Genomic DNA, 19,433 nt, shown 5'->3' on the forward strand with positions numbered 1-19,433 from the left:
GCGCTGAAGTCAGCGTGCGGCGGCGACCGGGGTCTGCAGCAGCCGGATCAGCGTCGAGGTGCTGTCGGCGGCGTGGCCGGCATCCATCCCCTTGCGGAACACGGCTGCGACCGCGGCCGGGAGCGTGACGTCGACGCCCGCGTCCGTGTTCGTGTGCAGCACGTGCTCGACGCTGGCCATGCCCATCGCGAGCCGGTCGACGTCGCCGGAGTGCTGACCGGCCTCGATCCGGTCGGCGTAGAAGGAGAAGAACCCGGGCAGCGAGCCTGCCGTCTCGACGGCGTGCTGCACGATGTCGGCGGCGCTCATGCCGTTGGCCTCGGCGAGCGCGATCGCCTGCCAGTAGCCGGCCATGGCGGTCCAGAACATGACCATGCCGATCTGGTACATCAGGGCGGCGAGGCCGGGATCCTCACCGCGATAGTCGGTCCGACCGGTGATGACCTCAAGCGCGTTCCGATGCAGTTCGAACACCTCCCGTGGTCCGCTGTAGAACGTGGCCGAATCCGGCGTGCCGATCTCGTACGGCGGCACCGTCACGCCGCCGGTGAGCTGGACGGCACCGCGTTCCCGCGCCCACAGCGCTGCGGCGCGCGCCTTCTCCGGGGTGTCCGAGCTGAGATTCACCAGCGTCCGCCCCGAGAGGACCTGCTCGGCCGGCGCGAGAGTGGCGTACATCGCGTCGTAATCGGTGAGGCTGAGGATGACGAGCTCGTTCGCCGCGACGGCCTGCGCGACGTCGGGCGCACGCACCGCGCCTCGCTCGACCAGCGCGTCCGCACGCGACGGCGTGCGGTTCCAGACCGTGACGTCGTACCCGCGGTCGAGGAAGGCGCCGGCCATGGCCTGCCCCATGGGTCCCAGACCGATGACGGTGACGGATGGCGTGTTGTTCATGCGACGATCCCTTTCTAGAACGAGCGCTCTAATCAGCGCATGTCGACACGGTAGCATGCCTCTAGAACGAACGCTCTAACCAATCGTCGGATAGGCTGAGGCCATGCAGACCAGGGAGCGGATCGTCGTCGCCGCGTCTCGCCTCATCCAGCGGCAGGGCTACGTCGGCACCGGCATCAAGCAGATCGCGCAGGAGGCGTCGGCCACGCTCGGCTCGGTCTACCACTTCTTCCCCGGCGGCAAGGAGGCGGTCGGCGTCGCGGCTCTCGAACACGGCGCCGAGGAGTTCGCCATCCTGCTGCGCACGGCTCTCGCCGGAGAACAGGACCCCGCGGACGCCGTGACGGCCGCGGTTCGACACCTCGCCGACGCGCTCAGCGCCTCCGGCTGGACGGACGGATGCCCCGTGACCGCCGCGGCATTGGAGACGCTCGGCGGCGACTCCGACATCCGGCAGGCCTGCGTCGACGCGTTCGCGTCCTGGGAGCAGATCGTGCACGACAAGCTGGTCGACGGCGGCTTCCCCGCACGCACCGCCCGTGATCTCGCGAGCACGGTCATCTCGACGCTGGAGGGCGCGGAGGTCACGGCACAGGTGCGTCGCAGCAAGGAGCCGCTGCTGACCGCGGGGCGTCAGCTCGCTCTGCTGATCCGCGCCCACGACGCGGCCTGAAGTCGCGTCGGCCGGGACACCTGCACGACGGGGGAACACCTGCACGACCGGATGCCGGAATCCCCCGTGCATCCGTTCCCGGATCGTGCAGGTGTCCCGGTCAGATTCCCGCGCCGCCCGCGACCGGAATCCGACGCCCGGTCGGTGCCAGTGCGCCCGCCACCAGTCGCTCGACCAGTTCCTCGTAGCCGACACCCGCCGCCGCGAACATCCGAGGCACCTGCGAGGCCGCGGTCATCCCCGGCATCGTGTTCACCTCGTTGAGCACGGGACCGTCCGCCGTCAGGAAGAAGTCGATCCGCGCGACGCCGGAGCACCCCAGCGCGTCGAACATCGCGAGCGCGGCCTGCACCAGAGCTGCGTGCTCGACGGCATCCAGGACGGCCGGCACCGTGAACTGCGCCGAGCCGTCGTACTTGGTCTCGGTGTCGAACAGGCCGCTCGTGCGGATCTCGAGCGGCGGTGCGGCCCAGCGCGTCCCATCGGCCTCCCGCAGCACGGCGACGTCGATCTCGCGACCGTGCACGACCTCCTCGATCAGGATCCTGCGATCGAACTCGGCCGCGGTGTGCAGCGCGTGGCGCAGGTCACCGGCATCCTGCACGAGCGAGACCCCGAAGCTCGACCCGGCCGACACCGGCTTGACGACGACGGGTCGTTCGAACTCCTCGTCGCCGATGTCGGATGCCGAGACGAGCCGGCCCTGCGCCGTGCGGATGCCGATCGCCTGGGCGACGAGCTTGGTCGCCCACTTGTCCATGCCGATCGCACCGGCTCTCAACCCCGACCCGACCACCGGCACATGCGCGAGTGCGCACAGCGCGGTGAGCGCGCCGTCCTCGCCGAGTTCGCCGTGAACCACCGGGAACACCGCATCCGCGCGTCCCATGAGGGCGGCCGCTGCCGCCACCGAGTCGGCGATGCCGAGACCGAGCGGACCCGACTCTGAACGCCAGATGCCGTCTCGACCGATCGTGAGCGCATCCACGGCCCAGCCGCGGTTCCGCAGCGCCTGCACGACGCCGTCCGCCGACGCGACGGACACGTCGTGCTCCGCATTCTCTCCTCCGCCGATGACGACGACGTGCTGGTTCATGTGGTGCTCCTTCTGATGCGCGTCCCGATGCCGGTGACGATGGTGTGCGGGATGGTGCCTGCCCAGTGCGCCCACTCCTGGATCGTGGGCGCGGGGCCGGCGGGGCCGAACACGGTCGCGACGGTGCCCCGCGCGATCGCGGCGTCCCCGGTGTCGACGACGATCTGGTCCATCGACACGCGTCCGACGATCGGATGCCGCCGCTCCCCGATCGCGACGCTCGCGCCGGGGGACAGCTCCCGCGGGATGCCGTCGGCATACCCGACGCCGATGACGCTGAGGTGCGTGGCGTGCGGTGCGACGAACTGCGCGCCGTAGCCGACCGCGGTGCCCGCGGCGACGTGCGTGGAGTGGACGACCGGCGCCGTGAACGTCCCCGCCCCGGTGAGGGCGACGGTGTCGGAGGGGTCGATGCCGACCAGCCCAGCGCCGACGCGGACGAGATCGAAGTGCGTCGCCGCGTCGGTGAGCGCCCCGGCGGTCGCCGCCAGGTGAACCATGAGCGGTCCGAATCCGGCGCGCAGGACGGCATCGCGCGCCTGACGCATGCGCAGCACGGCCGGCGCGTTCGCGGCCGGGTCCGCGCGGTCGGCCAGCGGCAGATGGCCCATGACGCCGACGACATCGATGCGACCTCTCGAGCGGCCGTCTCTGGCGATCCGGAGCAGCTCGTTCCACTCCTCCAGCGGACTGCCGCCGCGCGACATCCCGGTGTCCATCTGCAGATGCACGCGAACCAGCCGCTCGGCGTCGTCGATGAGCTGCCGCAGCTCGTCGACCGACCCGATCGCCACGTCGACGCGCAGATGGGCGGCGAGGGCCGCGTCGACTCCACCGGGGTTGAGCCACGCGAGGATCGGTTGCGTCAGGCCGGACTCCCGCAGCGGCACCGCCTCATCGACGTCGGTGATGCCGAGCCAGGTCGCCCCGGCGGCGACGGCTGCCTGCGCGATCGCGACGGGCCCGTGGCCGTAACCGTCGGCCTTGACCACGGCCATGATGTCGCTCGTCGTCGCCGCACGGATCCGACCGATGTTCGCCGCGACGGCCGAAGGGTCGACGTGCAGCGTCGGCCGCGGCATCCGACCGGACGACCGGGGCACGGAGTCGCCTCCGCCTGGCGCACCAGCACGATCAGGGAACGTGCCTCCGTTCCCCGGTCGTGCATCCGTGCCCTGCTCGGCGAGAGTCACGACTGCATCCGCGGGTCGTCTGTCGGGTCGGCGTACATCTGCGGACAGCCGTCGGCGGCGGCATCCGGACGCAGCTCGTAGTGCCAGCGCTCGTTCTCGTAGATCTGGCAGAGACCGAAGCGGTCGCCGTGCTGCGACAACCAGTCCAGCGCCCGGTCCGGCCCGAAGTCGACGGCATCGCCGGTGACGTGGGCGGATGTCGCGGGCGAGGCGACCCAGCGGGCGGCCTCGGCCGCCGACCCGTACTCGACGGTCGCGTCGTCGAGCAGCCGCTGCTGGTACTCCGCGGATCGCCAGCCGCTGTTCACGCGCAGCTCGACGCCGTCGCGCTCGGCCCGCTTCGCCGCGGCACGGATCGCCTCGAGCAGTTCAGGGCGCAGGTTGACGACGGCGGGCGACGAGTCGTCGAACACGGTCGGACGCTCGTCCTCCGGAATGAAGCCGTCGGCGGCCGTCGGCTGATAGACCGCCTCGGCCAGCGGCGGCGCCGGCGGCACCGCGACCGAACCGTTCGCCGCGGGGATCGTCTGCAGCACGGCGAGCGCGAGGGCGCAGGTCACGGCGGCGGTTCCGAACAGGACGAGGGCGCGCCGACGGCGAGCACGACGGGATGCAGCAGGGTGACTCATGATCACCAGTGAACGCGCGGCCGTGTTGCGAGGGCGTATGCGATTTCTCATATGTTCCCGATATGCGCGCCTGCGTAGGATGCAGAAATGCGCGTGCTGATCGTCGAGGACGAGCCCTACCTCGCTGAGGCCATCCGCGACGGTCTCCGCCTCGACGCCATCGCCGCGGACATCGCCGGCGACGGCGACACCGCGCTGGAGCTGTTGAGCATCAACGCCTATGACATCGCCGTGCTCGACCGCGACATCCCCGGCCCATCGGGCGACGACGTGGCGCGCTGGATCGTCGGCTCAGGCAGCGGCATCCCGATCCTCATGCTCACCGCAGCTGATCGACTCGACGACAAGGCCTCAGGGTTCGAGCTCGGCGCCGACGACTACCTGACCAAGCCGTTCGAACTGCGCGAACTGATCCTGCGGCTGCGAGCGCTGGACCGACGCCGCGCGCACGTGCGGCCTCCGGTGCTCGAGATCGCCGGCCTGCGGCTCGACCCCTTCCGTCGCGAGGTGTTCCGCGACGAACGCTACGTGTCTCTGACGCGCAAGCAGTTCGCGGTGCTCGAGGTGCTCGTGGGTGCCGGGGGCGGGGTCGTGAGCGCCGAGGAGCTGCTCGAACGCGCCTGGGACGAGAACGCCGATCCGTTCACGAACGCCGTGCGCATCACCGTGTCGTCGTTGCGCAAGCGACTGGGGGATCCGCCGCTGATCATCACGGTCCCCGGCGTCGGGTACCGCATCGGAACGGATGCGGATGCCTAGGCGCCGCGGGATGAGCGCCCGGGTCAAGCTCACCCTCAGCTATGCGGCGGTGGTCGTCGCGTCCGGCGTGCTCCTGCTCGCCGCCGTCGCCGTATTCCTGTTGCGGTATGTACCGACCGGAGGCATCATCGCGGATGTCTTCGTCCCGAACCGGGACGACCTCATCCGGGCGTTCGTGCCCTCCGCCGCGTTCGTGATGATCGTGCTGCTCGTCGTCGGGATCGCCGGCGGATGGTGGCTCGCCGGTCGGATGCTGGCGCCGCTGGATCGGATCGGCGCCGTCGCAGCCGCCGTCGCCCAGGGGTCGCTGTCGCACCGGGTCGCCCTGGAGGGGCCGGGCGACGAGTTCCGCGATCTCGCCGACGTGTTCGATTCGATGCTCGACAGGCTCGAGGCGGATGCCGCCGAGCAGCAGCGCTTCGCCGCGAACGCCTCGCACGAGCTGCGCACTCCCCTGGCGATCTCGCAGACGATGCTCGAGGTCGCACGCACCGACCCGGAGCGCGACGTGGACGCCCTGATCGACCGACTGCAGCAGGTCAACAGCCGCGCGATCGAGGTGACCGAAGCGCTGCTCGTCCTGAGCCGTGCCGAGCGCCGCGCCTTCGCCAGGGAGACCGTCGAGCTCTCGCTGCTGTCAGAGGAGGCGGTCGAGACCCTTGCCCCGCTCGCCGACCGTCACGGCGTCACGATCGACGTCGGCGGCGACGCCGGCACCGTCGCCGGCTCGCCCGCGCTGCTGCAGCAGCTGGTCATGAACCTCGTCCACAATGCGATCGTCCACAACGTCGCGGCCGGCGGGATGGTAGCGGCTCGGACGCACGCGCGACCGGGTGCCATGGCGCTCGTCGTCGAGAACACCGGGCCGCCGCTGAACCCGGATACCATCGCGACGCTGACCGAGCCGTTCCAGCGCGGAGCGGACCGCGCCAGGACGGACGATCACGTCGGCGTCGGACTTGGCCTCGCGATCGCCAGCCGCATCGCCGAGGCGCACGACGGCGCGCTCGTGCTGTCGCCCCGAACGGGCGGCGGGCTCGTCGTGACGGTGTGGCTGCCGCGCGCGGTGTAGCGGCGGCTGCGGCGCGACGGGGACGGACGGCCGGCGACGGATGTCGGGAGAATTCCCGGATGTCGGGCGAAACGCGGGGATCGCTCTGACATCCGGGATCGCTCCCGACATCCGTTCCTGGCAGGTCAGGCCGCGGCGCCGCGCTTGGCCGCGATCTCGCGGCCGTACGTGCGAGCGGACTCCTCGGCGGCCGTCTTCAGCTCCTGAGCGGCGTCGGCGAAGGCATCCATCGCGGGGTTCACGCCGACCAGGGTGAACGGGCGCTGCACGACGCGCAGGTCGAGGCCCCAGACGTCCTCGAGGGCGCGACGGAGCCATGCGGTGGAGTGGTCCCAGCCCTCCTTGGGGGTACCGGGCGCGTAGTTGCCGCCGAGAACAGTGACGAGAGTGGCGGGCTTGCCGTTCAGCGCGGTGCCGGTCGGATCGATGCGCGGGTCGGTGTAGGCCAGGTCGAACCAGGTCTTGAAGTGCTGCGAGACACCGTAGTTGTACAGCGGGACGGCGAACAGCAGCGCGTCGGCACCGATGAGCTCGTCGGCGAATGTCGTCGCCAGCTCGCGTGCGGCGTTCTGCGCGGGGGTGCGCTGCTCGGCCTCGACGAATCCGCCGGTGACGGCGTCGGCCCATGCGGTCGCGGGCACCGGGTCGAGTGCGACGTCGCGACGGGTGACCGTCGAGTCCGGGTGCGCTGCGGTCCACTCGGCCTCCACGAGGTCGGCGAGCTGACGGCTTGCGGAGGTCGCGGGCAGGATGCTGGCATCCAGACGGAACAGCGACATAGGGCAGTCCTTTCTCTTTTCGTAGTCACTACGTTTTTCTTAGCGACTGCGAACACACTAGCACCGTTAGACTGGAGGCATGGCCGAGACCGAGGTGAGCGTCCAGATCTGTGACGCGGCAGTCACCCTGGCCTTCAGCGTGCTCGGAAAGCGCTGGAACGGCATGATCGTGGCCACCCTCGGCGGGGGTCCGTCGTCGTTCGCGGCGCTGCGACGCGCGGTCGACGGCATCAGCGACACCGTGCTCTCCGACCGTCTGAGTGAGCTGGCGCAGGCGGGTCTCGTCGCCCGTACGGTCGACGCCGGCCCGCCGGTCTCGGTGTCGTACGAGCTCACCGAGAGTGGGCTCGGCCTCCTGCCGATCCTCGATCAGCTCGGCCGCTGGGCCTCGGCGAACCTGGGCGCGTCGGCGCACTGACCGCGGGCAGCTCGTGAGCGACAGCCGGAACACCTGCACGACGCGGGAACACCTGCACGACCGGATGCCGGATTTCATCGTGCATTCGTTCCCCGATCGTGCATCTGCACCCGCCAGGACAGCCCCGCGCGCTCACCAGGGGTTCGGCTTGTAGTCCTTCAGGAAGACGCCGTACAGGTCGTTGCCCGCTTCGCCCTGCACGATCGGGTCGTACACGCGCGCGGCTCCGTCGACGAGGTCGAGTGGAGCGTGGAAGCCCTCCTCCGCGAGGCGCACCTTCGTGTAGTGCGGGCGCTCGTCCGTGATCCAGCCGGTGTCGACCGCCGTCATGAGGATGCGGTCGGACTCGAACAACTCGCCGGCGCTCGTTCGCGTCAGCATGTTCAATGCCGCTTTCGCCATGTTCGTGTGCGGATGCCCCGGCCCCTTGTAGCGGCGCGAGAACTGCCCCTCCATGGCCGACACGTTGACGATGTACTTCTTGTCGAAATCGGATGCCGCCATCGACGCCCTGAGCCTGCTGATGAGCAGGAACGGGGCAGTCGTGTTCGCGAGCTGCACCTCGAGCATCTCCAGTGGGTCGACCTGATCGACCGATTGCACCCAGCTGTTCGTGCGGTTGACATCGGGCACGAGACCGCCTGCATCGATCGCGCTGCCGTCGGCATGCTTCTCGAGCGACGACGAACCCGGTGCCATCGCGAGCTTCGCGAGGTCCTCGGCGGTGAGCGCCTGACCACCCTGTTCCGCGACGGTACCGGCGAGCGCCGCGACAGACAGCAGAGGATGCGCGTCGACCGACGCCTGCAGCGCCTGCGGATGCGGGTCGGCCGTGTGACCGAACGTCTCCATCTCGGGCAGCGGTCCGTCGGGGAGCGGCTGCAGCTCGGCATCCGTCAGCAGCGAGTATGCGCCGGGCGAGCGACGCACGGTCTGCGCCGCGTTGTTGATGAGGATGTCCAACGGGCCCTGGGCGGCGACCGAGTCGGCGAGTCCGATCACCTGCGCCGGGTCGCGCAGATCGATGCCGACGATGCGCAGACGGTGCAGCCACTCGGCGGAGTCGGGCAGTGAGGTGAAGCGGCGGACCGCATCGCGCGGGAAACGCGTCGTGATCGTCAGATGCGCGCCGTCGCGCAGCAGCCGGAGCGCGATGTACATGCCGATCTTGGCACGCCCTCCGGTGAGCAGAGCGCGGCGGCCGGAGAGGTCGGTCCTGGCGTCGCGCCTGGCGTGACTGAACCGGGCGCACTCGGGGCAGAGCTGGTGATAGAAGGCGTCGACGACGGTGTACGGCTGCTTGCAGATGTAGCAGTTGCGCGGCTTGAGCAGTGTTCCTGCGGTCGGCGCCTCGGTGGATGCCGCGAGCGGAATACCCCGCGTCTCGTCGTCGATCCGATCGGGAGCACCGGTGGCGGTGTTGGCGACGACGGCCTTGTCCGCTTCGGCGATCGCGTCGCGGATCTCCTTGCGGCGGACGCGCTTGGCGGCCTTGAACATGGCGGCCGTGGCACGACGGACCGCGATGTAATCGGGGTGCTCCTGGTCGATCTCGTGCAGCGAGGCCAGCACCCGCAGCGTCGTCTCGAGATCCTCGGGGTCGATGCCGGAGTCCAGCAGGGGGTCAGAGGCATCGGTCATTACGCCGATTTTACGCGAGCCGCCTGTATGTCCCCGGCCGGGCGTACGGTCGATGTCATGAGCACAACATCGCCCGGCATCATTCCCGCCTATCTGCTCGCCCGCCTTGCCGAATCCGGGCGCTTCCCGCATGCCGCCGATGCCGCCCGCCAGACGCTCCTCGCCGGCCGCCCGCCCTATCGCGCGCGCATCAATCTGTCGATCGACGCCGACGGCTCGCTCGTCGCCGAGCTCTCCGATGCCCCCAACCGCACGATCAGCGACGCGCAGAACGCGGAGACCCTTCCCGGCGTCATCGTGCGCACAGAAGACGAGGGCCCGGTGGAGGACGTCGCGGTCAACGAGGCGTTCGACGGGCTCGGGGCGACCTTCGAGCTGCTGCTCGGCGCCTTCGGCCGCAACTCGCTCGACGACGCCGGGGCACCGCTCGACGCCACGGTGCACTACGGCCTCGACTACGACAACGCCTTCTGGGACGGCGAGCGCATGGTCTTCGGCGACGGGGACGGCGAGGTGTTCCGCGGGTTCACCGGCGCGCTGTCCGTCATCGGACACGAGCTGGCCCACGGCGTCATCCAGCACACCGCCGGGCTCGCCTACCAGGGGCAGTCCGGCGCGCTGAACGAGTCCATCGCCGACGTCTTCGGCGCTCTGACCGAGCAGCATGCCGCCGGCGAGACTGCCGAGCAGGCCGACTGGCTGATCGGTCGGGGGATCTTCACCGACGAGGTCCAGGGGGTCGCGCTGCGCAACATGCTCGAGCCCGGCACCGCCTATGACGACGACGAGCTCGGCAAGGACCCGCAGCCTGCACACATGCGCGATTTCGTGAACACCACCGAGGACAACGGCGGCGTGCACATCAATTCCGGCATCCCGAACCGCGCGTTCGCGCTCACCGCGCGAGCGCTCGGCGGACACGCCTGGGAGCGCGCAGGGCAGGTCTGGTATCGCGCCCTGATCGGAGAGCTGTCGAGCGCGGCCGACTTCCGGACGTTCGCGGACGCCACTGCGGATGCCGCCACGGAGTTGTACGGTGAGGAATCGGAGGTGACGACCGCCGTCCGCACCGCATGGAGAACGGTCGGCGTGTACGAGGATGAGCGCTCAGCACCACGATGAAGCCGTGACGATCGTCGTCGTGCGCAGCGGCGGTTTCGCCGGCCTGCGACGCGAGTGGCGGGTGGATGCCGGGGACGACGACGCGGATCGATGGCTCCTCCTCGTCGAGGCGTGCCCCTGGGATGACGGCTCAAGGCCGGTGTCGGGGCCGGACACCCGAGCAGAGGATGCTCCCGAACAGGACGGATCCGAACCCGGCGGCGCCGCCTCGCCGACCGCCCCCGCCCGCCGTGGGGCCGCCAGGCCGGAACCGGCACCCGAACCGGGGCCGTCGCCGCGTCCAGCCGACCGCTACGTCTGGATCATCCGGGCCCGGACCCCTGAGCAGCGCCTCGAGCGCGAGCTCCCCGAGCCCGCGGTCACCGGCCCGTGGCGAGACCTCGTCGAGGCCGTCCGCTCGGCGAACCGGGCCTGAACCGCAGACACCCTTGCACAGGCCGTGTCGGAGGCCCACTGTTGAATCAGTGACAACGTCCCACTCATCGAGGAGTCACGATGGCGCAGAAGATCATCCCCAACCTCTGGTTCAACCGCGACGCCGACGAGGCCGGCGGTTTCTACAGCGAGGTGCTCCCCCGCACCGGCACGCGCGTCAGCGCCCGATATCCCGATGACGTCCCCGACTGGCAGGCGGAGTTCGCCGGTGAGACCCTGGTCGTCGATCTGGACGTCGACGGCTACCAGATCGCGCTGATCAACGCCGGCGACGAGTTCCGCCCGAACCCGTCCATCTCGTTCATGCTGAACTTCGATCCGCTCGCCTTCGACGACGACGTCGACGCCGCGCGGAGAGCCCTCGACGAGACGTGGAAGGGACTCTCGAACGGTGGGCGGGTGCTGATGGAGGTCGGCGAGTACCCGTTCAGCCGGCGCTACGGCTGGGTCGAAGACCGCTTCGGTGTCAGTTGGCAGCTCATCCTGACCGACCCCGAGGGCGAGCCGCGTCCGTTCGTGATCCCGCAGCTGATGTTCAGCGGTCCGGTTCAGGGCAAGGCGCAGGAAGCCGCCGAGTTCTACGTCTCGCTGTTCGACGACGCGCACCTCGGCTTCATCGCCGAGTACACCGAGCCGACCGGCCCCGCCGCGGCCGGCGACGTCATGTTCGGAGAGTTTCATCTCGCAGGGCAGCCGTTCTCGATGATGGACTCCGCCGTCGTGCAGGACTTCACGTTCGGCGCCGGCGTCTCGCTCGAGGTGCGCTGCGCCGACCAGGCCGAGATCGATCGGCTCTGGGACGCCCTCAGCGCTGTGCCCGAGGCCGAGCAGTGCGGTTGGCTCGCCGACCGTTACGGGGTCAGCTGGCAGATCGTCCCAGAGAACATGGGCGAACTCATGGAGCGCCCTGGCGCCTACGAGACGATGATGAACCAGAAGAAGATCGTCATCGCCGAGTACTGAGCAGGCGACGGGGCGCACAATGGACGCATGGGAATGTTCACGCAACGCCCCGAAGACAAGGGCGCCTGGGCCGCGCTCCCCGGCGAGCCCTCCGAATCGGATGCCGCCGACGAGCTTCCTCCGGGCCAGATCGACCCGCTGAGCATCGGTCTCGGCGCCTCGGTCGAGTCGATCGTGTTCCCCGTCGCGCCACCGGTCCCCGAGGCCGCCGACCACAGCGACGGCGCACCACCCGCACCCTGATCCGGCCCCCTCCGACGATGTGTACACTCGTACACATGCAGGACTACTTCCTCGGCGACACCCGCACGAACCACGAGCGCATGCTCGCCGGCGACCTCTACATCGCCGACGACCCCGAGATCGAGAAGCGTGCAGCGCGGGCGGCCCGGTTGGCGGATCTGTACCACCGCCAGGTGATCTCCGGCGACCCCGCCGCACGCGGCTGGCTCGAGGACCTCATCGGCGAACTGGCTCCGGATGCCGTCATCCGCCCTCCCCTGTTCGTCGACTACGGCGAGCACATCTCCATCGGGGCGCGCACGTTCATCAACTTCAACCTCACGGCGCTCGACGTCGCGAAGATCACGATCGGCGCCGATTGCCAGATCGGACCGAACGTCCAACTGCTCACGCCGACGCACCCGGTCGAACCTCAGCCGCGGCGCGACAAGCTCGAAGCGGCCCAGCCCATCACGATCGGCGACAACGTCTGGCTCGGCGGCGGGGTCATCGTATGTCCCGGCGTCACCATCGGAGACAACAGCGTGATCGGCGCCGGAGCGGTCGTCACAAAGGACATCCCGGCGAACGTGGTCGCCGTCGGCAATCCGGCGAAGGTCGTCCGGAGCATCTGATGGCCACGAACCCGCGCTACGACCCCGAGCGCCGTGACCGCATCATCGACGCGTGCCTCGACGTGATCGCCGAACGCGGCGTCGCGGGGACCACGCACCGCCGCGTGGCCGAGGCCGCCGGAGTCCCGCTGGGTTCGATGACCTACCACTTCGACGGCATGGACGACCTGCTTCGCGCTGCCTTCACCCGCCTCTCGCACACGATCGCCGACGGCTTCGAAGCCCGCCTCGGGCATGACATGACGCGGGATCAGGCCAAGGATGCCGTCGTCGACCTCATCCAGCAGGATGTGTTCGCCGGCCACCGAGAGCTGGTCCTCTCGCATGAGCTGTACACGCTCGCGGCGCGGGATGAACGCTACCGGGAGCTCACCACGGCCTGGATGGCACGCAGTCGGGTCGCGCTCGAGCGGCACTTCGATCCGACGACTGCTCGACTTCTCGATGCGACGATCGAGGGCATCAGCATCCACTCCGCCCTCGATGTGACGCCGACCGACCGCGCCCTGATCCGCGAGCTCGTCGATCGGGTCGTCGGCCCGTAACGGCGGCCGTCTCAGCCGAGGCGTTCCGGTCGCGCACCGAGCCCGATGAATCGTCCGGTGACGTGCGTCAGCGCCGGGTGATCGCGCACCACGCGCAGCGGCACCGGAAGCGCACCGTCGGGCGCGGACGTCGCCAGCAGCGGCCGCTGCATCATGCGCTGCACCCGCTGGGTGACCCGCACCGGCCACATGCGTCGTCTCTGCACGCGACGCAGCTCGCGCCCCCTCGGCGCGCGCTCGCGCAGCACTGGGGCGAGAAGCCGTGCGGCGGCAACGGCATCCTGGATCGCCAGATTGATGCCGACGCCGCCGGCGGGCGACATCGCGTGCGCCGCATCGCCGATGCACAGCAGGCCGTCGACGTACCAGTGGCGCAGCCGCTCGAGCCGCACGCGCAGCAGGTGCACGTCGTCGGTCGACACGGTCGCGACGGGTTCCGCCATGCGCGGTGAGATCCCGGCGATGCGCTGCTTCACGCCCACCAGGTCCTGTTCCGAGCCGGTCCAGGATCCGGCGGGGATCACGTGCGCGATCTGGAAGAAGTCGCCGCGGTCGATCGTGATGATCATGCCCGCACCGGCCTGCACGAACGGGTAGTGCTCGTCCGGCGCCTTCGGAAGCCGGAACCAGAGGACGTCCATGGCGGCGGCGACCCCGACGGGGATGAGACCCGCCTGCGCTCGGAGGTCCGAGTCGCGCCCCGACGCGTCGACGACGAGTCGTGCGGTCACCGTCACGGCGCCGTCTGGTCCGTCCGCGGTGACGCCGACGACGCGATCGCCGTCGCGGATCAGCCCCGATGCGCGCGTGGAACGCAGCAGCCGGAAGCCGCGGTGGCGCGCCGCGGCATCGGCGAGCAGATCCAGGAAGTCCCACTGCGGCATGAACGTCATGACCTTCCGGCGGGTGGGCAGCCGCGTGAAGTCCGCGAGCGTGAGCTCCTGCCCGTGCCAGCTCAGCCGCACTCGGGGCATGTCGGCGTGCGGGCGCTGCAGGAACGCGTCGAGGAGGCCGAGCTCGGCCAGCAGATCCTGAGTCGATGGATGGATCGTGTCGCCGCGGAAGTCGCGGAGGAAGTCCGCGTGCTTCTCCAGGACGACGACGTCGACGCCCGCCCGGGCGAGGAGGAGGCCCAGCATGAGCCCGGCGGGTCCGCCGCCGGCGATCACGCATTCCGTGTCGATGGAGATGTCCATGACCCCAGCATCCCGCCTCGACCCGTCGAGGGGAATCGAATCGCATGCTTCGTCGCGCACCGGGCAGAATGGCAGCATGATCGACGCTGATCCCGAGGCGCACGTCCTCGGCCCCGGCCTCCTGCCGACCCCGTTCACGGCCGACGAGATCCGCCGCGCGACAGGCGGCGGCAAGACGATCCGGATCCGGATCGAAACGCCCGACGGCACGAGTTCGCTGCGGGTGAATCGCTTCCGCGAGACGGATGCCGATGGCGCCACACTGGATCGTTGGACGTCCGGTCCGACCGGGATCGTCGACGGGCGGATCGAGAGCAGCCGCGTCACCTGGTCCGAGTTGCAGGCGCACGCGGCGTTCCCGTCCGATCGGACGGTGCTGTCGTCCGAGACGCTGGATCTGCCGATCGGCACGGTGGAGTGCCTGCGCTACGAAGTGCGCGACCAGCCGAATGCGCAGCCGGCCACGTTCTGGTTCTCCGTCGCCCACCCGGGGATGCCGGTGCGCTACGAGACTCCCGTCGACGGCGGCGTCGAGCGCTCGATCGTCATCGCCATCGAATGGGGATGATCGCTACGCTGGTGCCGATCCGGACGTTCGAGACCGTGGAGGAATGATGCCCACAGCAGATGTGGCCGCTCGGCTGCTGCAGCACGCCAAGGACGTCCACGCCCGTGGCGACCTCCTGCTGCACCTGCAACTCGACGTGAGCCTGCTCACGGGCGAGTCGTCGTCCTGGGGTTCCGCGGGCAACATGATGTCAACGGATGACACCATCGGGTACTTCCTCGGTGAGATCGAGAAGTCCGGGTGGCGCCTCGAGCACACCGGCTACACGTTCGTCGAGAGCGGGGCGACGACGTCCGCCCGCATCTTCGGCACCGGTGAGGGCGTGGTCAATCACGGCGCCGTCGCGGGATATTTCACGTTCCGCCGCGCCTGATCCGCCACGCCCGGGCCGTGCAGCGCGCGCGGCTACGCTCGAAGGATGACGATCACCGCCGCGGCAGACGGCTCCGCCCTGGGCAACCCCGGCCCCAACGGCTGGGCCTGGTACATCGACGACGCGAACTGGGCAGCGGGCGGATCGCCGCACGGAACGAACAACCAGGGTGAGCTGCAGGCCGTGCTCGAGCTGCTGCGCGCGACGGCCGGCACGGACGAGAAGCTCGTCATCGAGTGCGACAGCAAGTACGTCATCGACTCGATCACCAAGTGGATGCCGGGCTGGAAGCGCCGCGGATGGCGCAAGTCCGACGGCGGCCCCGTGCTCAACCGCGAGCTCATGGAGGCGCTGGACGAGGAGATGCGCGGGCGGGACGTGTCGTTCTCGTGGGTCAAGGGTCACGCGGGCCACGCCCTGAACGAGGCGGCGGACGAACGCGCGAACGCCGCCGCGAAGGCGTATCAGGCCAAGGTCGAGCCGCGCCGGGGCCCCGGTTTCACACGGGCTTCGGATGCCGGAGCCGCCGTCGCCGGGTCGGCGGCGGTCGCCGCGGGGGCGCGCACGGCCGGCGACTCGGCAAGCGGCCCCGGCGCGGCCGGCGCGGCATCCGCTCCGGCCGACGGCCCCGGCGCAATGGCCGACTCAGCTCGCCGCGCTCCCACGACGGCGGCGGACACGACCGCGGCGGCCGCGGCATCCGCCCCGTCGCCCGCCGCAGCGGCATCCCTCGCGGCTCCGCTGTGGGCCGAGGCGTCCGACCTGCTCGCGGGACTCGACGCTCCGACCGCAGAGGCGATCGACCTGCACCTCTCGCTCACACCGGACGAGCATGCACGCCTGCGCGATCGGGCCGACGCGCAGGGCGTGTCCCTGGAAGAGGCGCTGCGCCGCCTGATCTGACGGCGTCACCCGGCGGCGGGAACCTTCTCGGCCGCTGGCGCGTCGACGAGCACGCGCGTGCGCGGCAGCGCCTCAGGGTGCTCCCGCTGCAGCCACGTCATCAGGCTTTCGCGCACATGGCAGCGCAGATCCCACTGGTCGGAGGAGTCCTTCGCCGACATCACGAACCGCACGGTGACGTTGCCACCCACGGAATCGGTGACGACGGCGCTCGCCGAGCGGCGGTCCCAGGACGGCGATGCGTCGACGATCTCGAGGAACTTCTCGCGCACGGTATCCATCGGGACCCGCCAGTCGAGCTCCATGTAGACCGTGCCGAGGATCTTGTCGGAGCGCCGTGTCCAGGTCTCGATCGGGTTGGTCGTGAAGTAGCTGCACGGCACGACCAGCCGACGCTCGTCCCAGATGTAGACGACGACGTACGACAGGTTGATCTCCCCGATCGTGCCCCACTCCCCCTCGACGACGACGACGTCGCCGACACGGATCGCGTCGGTGAAGGCGATCTGGATGCCCGCGATGAGGTTCCCGAAGATCGACTGGGCGGCGAGGCCGGCGATGATGCTGACGATTCCGGCGGAGGCGAGCAGGCTGGTGCCGACCACGCGCAGTTCGGGGAAGGTGAACAGGGCGGTGCCGACCGCGGCGACGCCGATGAGCACCAGCACGAGACGGTGGATCACGATCACCTGGGTGCGCCGCCGGCGCATGTCGGCGCCGACGAGCGTCGCGTCGTTGCGGAGCAGGAGACGCTCGAAGCCGAAGGAGACGAGAGCGGCGATCAGCCAGGCGCCGAAGAGGATCGTGAGGATCAGGAAGAGGCGGGAGACCGCCGGCCACCACCGCTCCTCCAGCGGTTGCGAGATCGCGCAGGCGATCCAGAGCGCCACGGTGATGCAGACCGCGCTCCACGCGCGACGGATGCGGCGATCCAGGTCGGCGACCCAGGGCACCTTGCGGCTCACGATCGCCGCGATGAGCCGCGTCAGCACCACGGCGATGACGGCGGCGAGCAGAGCGATGGCGATGGCGACGGCTGTTCCGGTCCAGGAGGTCCAATCGATCATCGGTCCACCGTACGTCGCTCCCGCTGCCGCACGCGAGCCCGCCATAACCGTCCGTCCGGCGCGTACACTCGCACCATGTCGTCTCCCGCACGGACCATCGGCCGGCTCTTCCTCGGGTCTGCGCTGGCGTTCGCGGGCATCGCGCACCTCACCTTCGCCCGTCGCGAGTTCCGCGCGCAGGTGCCTGAGTCGCTGCCGCTGGATCCGGACACGACGGTCGTCGCATCCGGGGTGGTCGAGGTCGCGTTGGGTGCGAAGCTGCTGTTCGCGCATCGGCACCGCCGGCTCGTCGGGACGGTCGCGGCCCTGTTCTTCGTCGCGGTCTTCCCCGGCAACGTGTCACAGTGGATGCACCACCGCGACGGCTTCGGTCTCGACACCGACATGAAGCGGTTCGTGCGGCTGTTCTTCCAGCCGGTGCTCGTCGCCCTGGCGCTCTGGTCGACGCGGGAGCCGCGCGGCTGATCTCATAGCGGCTCGACGCTGTCAACCGCATCCGTCGACCGACCCGCACCGTCTACCGTGGTCGGGCGACGGAGGAGATGATCGTGGACAGCATCCTGTACCTGTGTTTCGCCGGCGCCTATCTGGTGCTTCTCGTCTGGGGCGTGGTCCTGCTCGCGCGCCGAGGGCGCCCGAGCGCCTCGGATCTCGTACTGCTGGTCGTCCTCGGCCTCGTGTACGACAACGCGATCCTCGGATTCGGCGCGATGATCGGCGAAGGCGCGTCGCTGGAGACCGCCAACGGCGCACGGTTCTGGCTCCACGCCCTGGCGACGCCGCTGCTCGTGCTCGTCGCGTGGAGCATCCTCGCCCGGTCGGGAGTGCGCTGGGCGGCGCGACCCGTGTCCGTGGCCGTCGCGATCCTGATCACGCTCGCGCTCATGGCGTACGAGATCGTGGTCGGCGCAGCGCAGGTGTCGCTCGAGCCGGTGCGCGAGTACGGATCGCTGAGCTACGACGACGCGAATGCCGCGTCCGGCCCGCCGCTCATGGTGCTCGTGGTCGCCGCCGCGCTGCTGGTCGCAGGTGTCGGCACGTGGATCCGGCAGCGCTGGCCGTGGCTCGCCGTGGTCACGGTCGTGATGGTGATCGGCAGTGCGATCCCGATCCCGATCGCCAGTGGTGCCGCGACGAACGCCTTCGAGCTGATCCTGCTCATCGGCATCCTGGCGACGATCGCCTTCCAGGACGCACGGGAGCGGCGCGCGGCGCATGCAGAGACCGGCCGCCCCGCGGACGGGACGTCCGGTCTCTGACACGCACGGGTCAGACGGCGAGCAGGGTGCTCTCCAGTCGCGCGTAAGATGCCTCCATGCCATCGGTCATGCCGGTGGCGAGGATCATGTCGCGCGTGTCCTTGTCCGGGTACTCGATGAACAGCGTGATGAGGGTGGCGCCGTCCTCCTCGTAGAGGTTGAGGTCGTTGAGCGTCTCGGTCGGCATCCCCTGCATGCGCTCGGTCGTGACCGAACGACGCGGCGGGTCGAACACGAGCACTTCGCCTTCGAACCCGAAGGGCTCGCCCTCGGTGTCGCCGACCGGGGCCCAGGAGTTGCGGTACGCGGCGCCCGGCTCCGTGCCGACGACGCACTCCGTCATCTCCCAGCCGTCGGGTCCCAGCATCCACTTCCGGATCAGTTCCGGATCGTGGTGCGCACGCCAGACGAGCTCGCGCGGTCCGTTCACCAGACGCGTGATGCGCACGTGCGTGTCGTCGAGCAACTCGACCTGCGTACCCTTGCCCTCCGCGTACTCACGGAGATCCTGCAGGACGACATCCAGCTGCGACATGGCCAGCTTGAGGCCCTCGACCATGCCCATGCCGACGAGCTGCTCGAGCGCCGCGGCCGACGGGAAATGGCTGGTGGTCACCATCCGGGTGCCGTCGTCGGTCGCCGAGAACTCGAACGTCATGCGGGTCGCGGGCGGCTCCTCGACCGGCGCGCCGTTCTCGTCGGCGAAGCTGTCGAGCACCTCGAAGCGGTGCGGCTCCTCGATCGCGAGGAACTCCCACAGGCCGCCCGGCGTCTCACCGTGCGGGCCGTTCATCCGGTAGTGCGCGCGGCCGCCGACCGTGTGGTCCCAGGCGGTGAAGGTCGCCGGCCATCCGGGGGGACCCCAGAAGCGTTCGAGCTGGCGCGGGTCGCTGTACGCCGACCACACGCGCTCGACGGGGGCGGCGAAGTCGGCGATGACGGTCATGGTCAGGTTGTCAGCGTCGGTGATGACGTCGGTGACGGGCAT

At 69.9% G+C, this 19,433-nt stretch carries 24 protein-coding genes; 15 read left to right on the forward strand and 9 right to left on the reverse strand.

Features of this window, described 5'->3' with window-relative positions:
• Positions 1 to 9: 9 nt before the first annotated feature.
• The gene (locus OED01_RS14775; protein ID WP_264156039.1) at positions 10 to 897 is read right to left on the reverse strand and encodes an NAD(P)-dependent oxidoreductase; all 888 of its coding nucleotides are present in this window, start codon (positions 895 to 897) and stop codon (positions 10 to 12) included.
• Positions 898 to 1,000: 103 nt separating this feature from the next.
• Between OED01_RS14775 and OED01_RS14780 the strand changes: the two genes are divergently transcribed.
• On the forward strand, positions 1,001 to 1,570 hold the full coding sequence (locus OED01_RS14780; RefSeq protein WP_264156040.1) for a TetR/AcrR family transcriptional regulator: 570 nt from the start codon (positions 1,001 to 1,003) through the stop codon (positions 1,568 to 1,570).
• Positions 1,571 to 1,670: 100 nt separating this feature from the next.
• On the opposite strand, the gene OED01_RS14785 is transcribed toward OED01_RS14780, so the two are convergent.
• The 3 genes from OED01_RS14785 to OED01_RS14795 all read right to left on the reverse strand — a co-directional run bounded on the left by OED01_RS14785 (position 1,671) and on the right by OED01_RS14795 (position 4,488).
• Entirely contained in the window at positions 1,671 to 2,666 is a 996-nt protein-coding gene (locus OED01_RS14785; protein ID WP_264156041.1) for a D-alanine--D-alanine ligase family protein, read from the reverse strand.
• On the reverse strand, positions 2,663 to 3,769 hold the full coding sequence (gene alr / locus OED01_RS14790; protein WP_264156042.1) for an alanine racemase: 1,107 nt from the start codon (positions 3,767 to 3,769) through the stop codon (positions 2,663 to 2,665). Before alr ends, OED01_RS14785 begins: the two co-directional genes overlap by 4 nt.
• A gap of 86 nt (positions 3,770 to 3,855) precedes the next feature.
• Complete coding sequence (locus tag OED01_RS14795) at positions 3,856 to 4,488, reverse strand: M15 family metallopeptidase (RefSeq protein ID WP_264156043.1); 633 nt, start codon at positions 4,486 to 4,488, stop codon at positions 3,856 to 3,858.
• 87 nt (positions 4,489 to 4,575) lie between these two features.
• Between OED01_RS14795 and OED01_RS14800 the strand changes: the two genes are divergently transcribed.
• Both OED01_RS14800 and OED01_RS14805 read left to right on the forward strand, forming a co-directional pair.
• Positions 4,576 to 5,247, forward strand: coding sequence for a response regulator transcription factor (locus OED01_RS14800; protein ID WP_264156044.1), 672 nt, complete (start codon positions 4,576 to 4,578; stop codon positions 5,245 to 5,247).
• Between the two features lie 10 nt (positions 5,248 to 5,257).
• Positions 5,258 to 6,319: a sensor histidine kinase gene (locus OED01_RS14805; RefSeq protein ID WP_318841111.1), complete on the forward strand. Its 1,062-nt coding sequence runs from the start codon at positions 5,258 to 5,260 to the stop codon at positions 6,317 to 6,319.
• Positions 6,320 to 6,444: 125 nt separating this feature from the next.
• Here the strand turns inward: OED01_RS14805 and OED01_RS14810 are convergent, their stop codons facing one another.
• A complete protein-coding gene (locus tag OED01_RS14810; protein ID WP_264156046.1) occupies positions 6,445 to 7,098 on the reverse strand; it encodes an FMN-dependent NADH-azoreductase in 654 nt (217 codons plus the stop codon).
• A 79-nt stretch (positions 7,099 to 7,177) separates the two neighbouring features.
• On the opposite strand from OED01_RS14810, the gene OED01_RS14815 reads away from it, so the two are divergent.
• The gene (locus OED01_RS14815; protein WP_264156047.1) at positions 7,178 to 7,516 is read left to right on the forward strand and encodes a winged helix-turn-helix transcriptional regulator; all 339 of its coding nucleotides are present in this window, start codon (positions 7,178 to 7,180) and stop codon (positions 7,514 to 7,516) included.
• Positions 7,517 to 7,648: 132 nt separating this feature from the next.
• Here the strand turns inward: OED01_RS14815 and OED01_RS14820 are convergent, their stop codons facing one another.
• Positions 7,649 to 9,157 (reverse strand): SDR family NAD(P)-dependent oxidoreductase, encoded by a 1,509-nt coding sequence (locus OED01_RS14820; RefSeq protein ID WP_264156048.1) that lies wholly within the window; start codon positions 9,155 to 9,157, stop codon positions 7,649 to 7,651.
• 57 nt (positions 9,158 to 9,214) lie between these two features.
• On the opposite strand from OED01_RS14820, the gene OED01_RS14825 reads away from it, so the two are divergent.
• From OED01_RS14825 to OED01_RS14850, 6 genes are all read left to right on the forward strand, one after another.
• On the forward strand, positions 9,215 to 10,279 hold the full coding sequence (locus tag OED01_RS14825; RefSeq protein WP_264156049.1) for a M4 family metallopeptidase: 1,065 nt from the start codon (positions 9,215 to 9,217) through the stop codon (positions 10,277 to 10,279).
• Positions 10,280 to 10,283: 4 nt separating this feature from the next.
• Entirely contained in the window at positions 10,284 to 10,694 is a 411-nt protein-coding gene (locus OED01_RS14830) for a hypothetical protein (protein ID WP_264156050.1), read from the forward strand.
• A gap of 80 nt (positions 10,695 to 10,774) precedes the next feature.
• Positions 10,775 to 11,677 carry a VOC family protein gene (locus OED01_RS14835; RefSeq protein WP_264156051.1) on the forward strand — a complete coding sequence of 301 codons (903 nt, stop codon included), beginning with the start codon at positions 10,775 to 10,777 and terminating at the stop codon, positions 11,675 to 11,677.
• Positions 11,678 to 11,704: 27 nt separating this feature from the next.
• Entirely contained in the window at positions 11,705 to 11,920 is a 216-nt protein-coding gene (locus tag OED01_RS14840; RefSeq protein ID WP_264156052.1) for a hypothetical protein, read from the forward strand.
• A 35-nt stretch (positions 11,921 to 11,955) separates the two neighbouring features.
• Positions 11,956 to 12,534 (forward strand): sugar O-acetyltransferase, encoded by a 579-nt coding sequence (locus tag OED01_RS14845; protein ID WP_264156053.1) that lies wholly within the window; start codon positions 11,956 to 11,958, stop codon positions 12,532 to 12,534.
• Entirely contained in the window at positions 12,534 to 13,079 is a 546-nt protein-coding gene (locus tag OED01_RS14850) for a TetR/AcrR family transcriptional regulator (protein ID WP_264156054.1), read from the forward strand. The genes OED01_RS14845 and OED01_RS14850 overlap by 1 nt, the downstream gene beginning before the upstream one ends.
• An 11-nt stretch (positions 13,080 to 13,090) precedes the next feature.
• On the opposite strand, the gene OED01_RS14855 is transcribed toward OED01_RS14850, so the two are convergent.
• Positions 13,091 to 14,275: an FAD-dependent oxidoreductase gene (locus tag OED01_RS14855; RefSeq protein ID WP_264156055.1), complete on the reverse strand. Its 1,185-nt coding sequence runs from the start codon at positions 14,273 to 14,275 to the stop codon at positions 13,091 to 13,093.
• A gap of 76 nt (positions 14,276 to 14,351) precedes the next feature.
• Between OED01_RS14855 and OED01_RS14860 the strand changes: the two genes are divergently transcribed.
• The 3 genes from OED01_RS14860 to OED01_RS14870 are packed head-to-tail and all read left to right on the forward strand — an operon-like array spanning position 14,352 to position 16,119.
• Positions 14,352 to 14,843, forward strand: a complete 492-nt coding sequence (locus OED01_RS14860) for a hypothetical protein (protein WP_264156056.1) — start codon at positions 14,352 to 14,354, stop codon at positions 14,841 to 14,843.
• A gap of 43 nt (positions 14,844 to 14,886) precedes the next feature.
• Positions 14,887 to 15,216: a hypothetical protein gene (locus OED01_RS14865; RefSeq protein ID WP_264156057.1), complete on the forward strand. Its 330-nt coding sequence runs from the start codon at positions 14,887 to 14,889 to the stop codon at positions 15,214 to 15,216.
• A gap of 45 nt (positions 15,217 to 15,261) precedes the next feature.
• Positions 15,262 to 16,119 carry a ribonuclease H family protein gene (locus tag OED01_RS14870; protein WP_264156058.1) on the forward strand — a complete coding sequence of 286 codons (858 nt, stop codon included), beginning with the start codon at positions 15,262 to 15,264 and terminating at the stop codon, positions 16,117 to 16,119.
• Between the two features lie 5 nt (positions 16,120 to 16,124).
• Here the strand turns inward: OED01_RS14870 and OED01_RS14875 are convergent, their stop codons facing one another.
• The gene (locus OED01_RS14875) at positions 16,125 to 17,186 is read right to left on the reverse strand and encodes a mechanosensitive ion channel family protein (protein ID WP_264156059.1); all 1,062 of its coding nucleotides are present in this window, start codon (positions 17,184 to 17,186) and stop codon (positions 16,125 to 16,127) included.
• A gap of 75 nt (positions 17,187 to 17,261) precedes the next feature.
• Here OED01_RS14875 and OED01_RS14880 point away from each other — a divergent pair, with 75 nt between their 5' ends.
• Together OED01_RS14880 and OED01_RS14885 are read left to right on the forward strand one after the other, a co-directional pair.
• Positions 17,262 to 17,651 (forward strand): DoxX family protein, encoded by a 390-nt coding sequence (locus tag OED01_RS14880; RefSeq protein WP_264156060.1) that lies wholly within the window; start codon positions 17,262 to 17,264, stop codon positions 17,649 to 17,651.
• Positions 17,652 to 17,734: 83 nt separating this feature from the next.
• Positions 17,735 to 18,445 (forward strand): hypothetical protein, encoded by a 711-nt coding sequence (locus tag OED01_RS14885; RefSeq protein WP_264156061.1) that lies wholly within the window; start codon positions 17,735 to 17,737, stop codon positions 18,443 to 18,445.
• A gap of 10 nt (positions 18,446 to 18,455) precedes the next feature.
• Here the strand turns inward: OED01_RS14885 and OED01_RS14890 are convergent, their stop codons facing one another.
• The gene (locus OED01_RS14890) at positions 18,456 to 19,433 is read right to left on the reverse strand and encodes an SRPBCC family protein (RefSeq protein ID WP_264156062.1); all 978 of its coding nucleotides are present in this window, start codon (positions 19,431 to 19,433) and stop codon (positions 18,456 to 18,458) included.

This window comes from Microbacterium sp. M28 (genome assembly GCF_025836995.1).
Classification (GTDB): domain Bacteria; phylum Actinomycetota; class Actinomycetes; order Actinomycetales; family Microbacteriaceae; genus Microbacterium.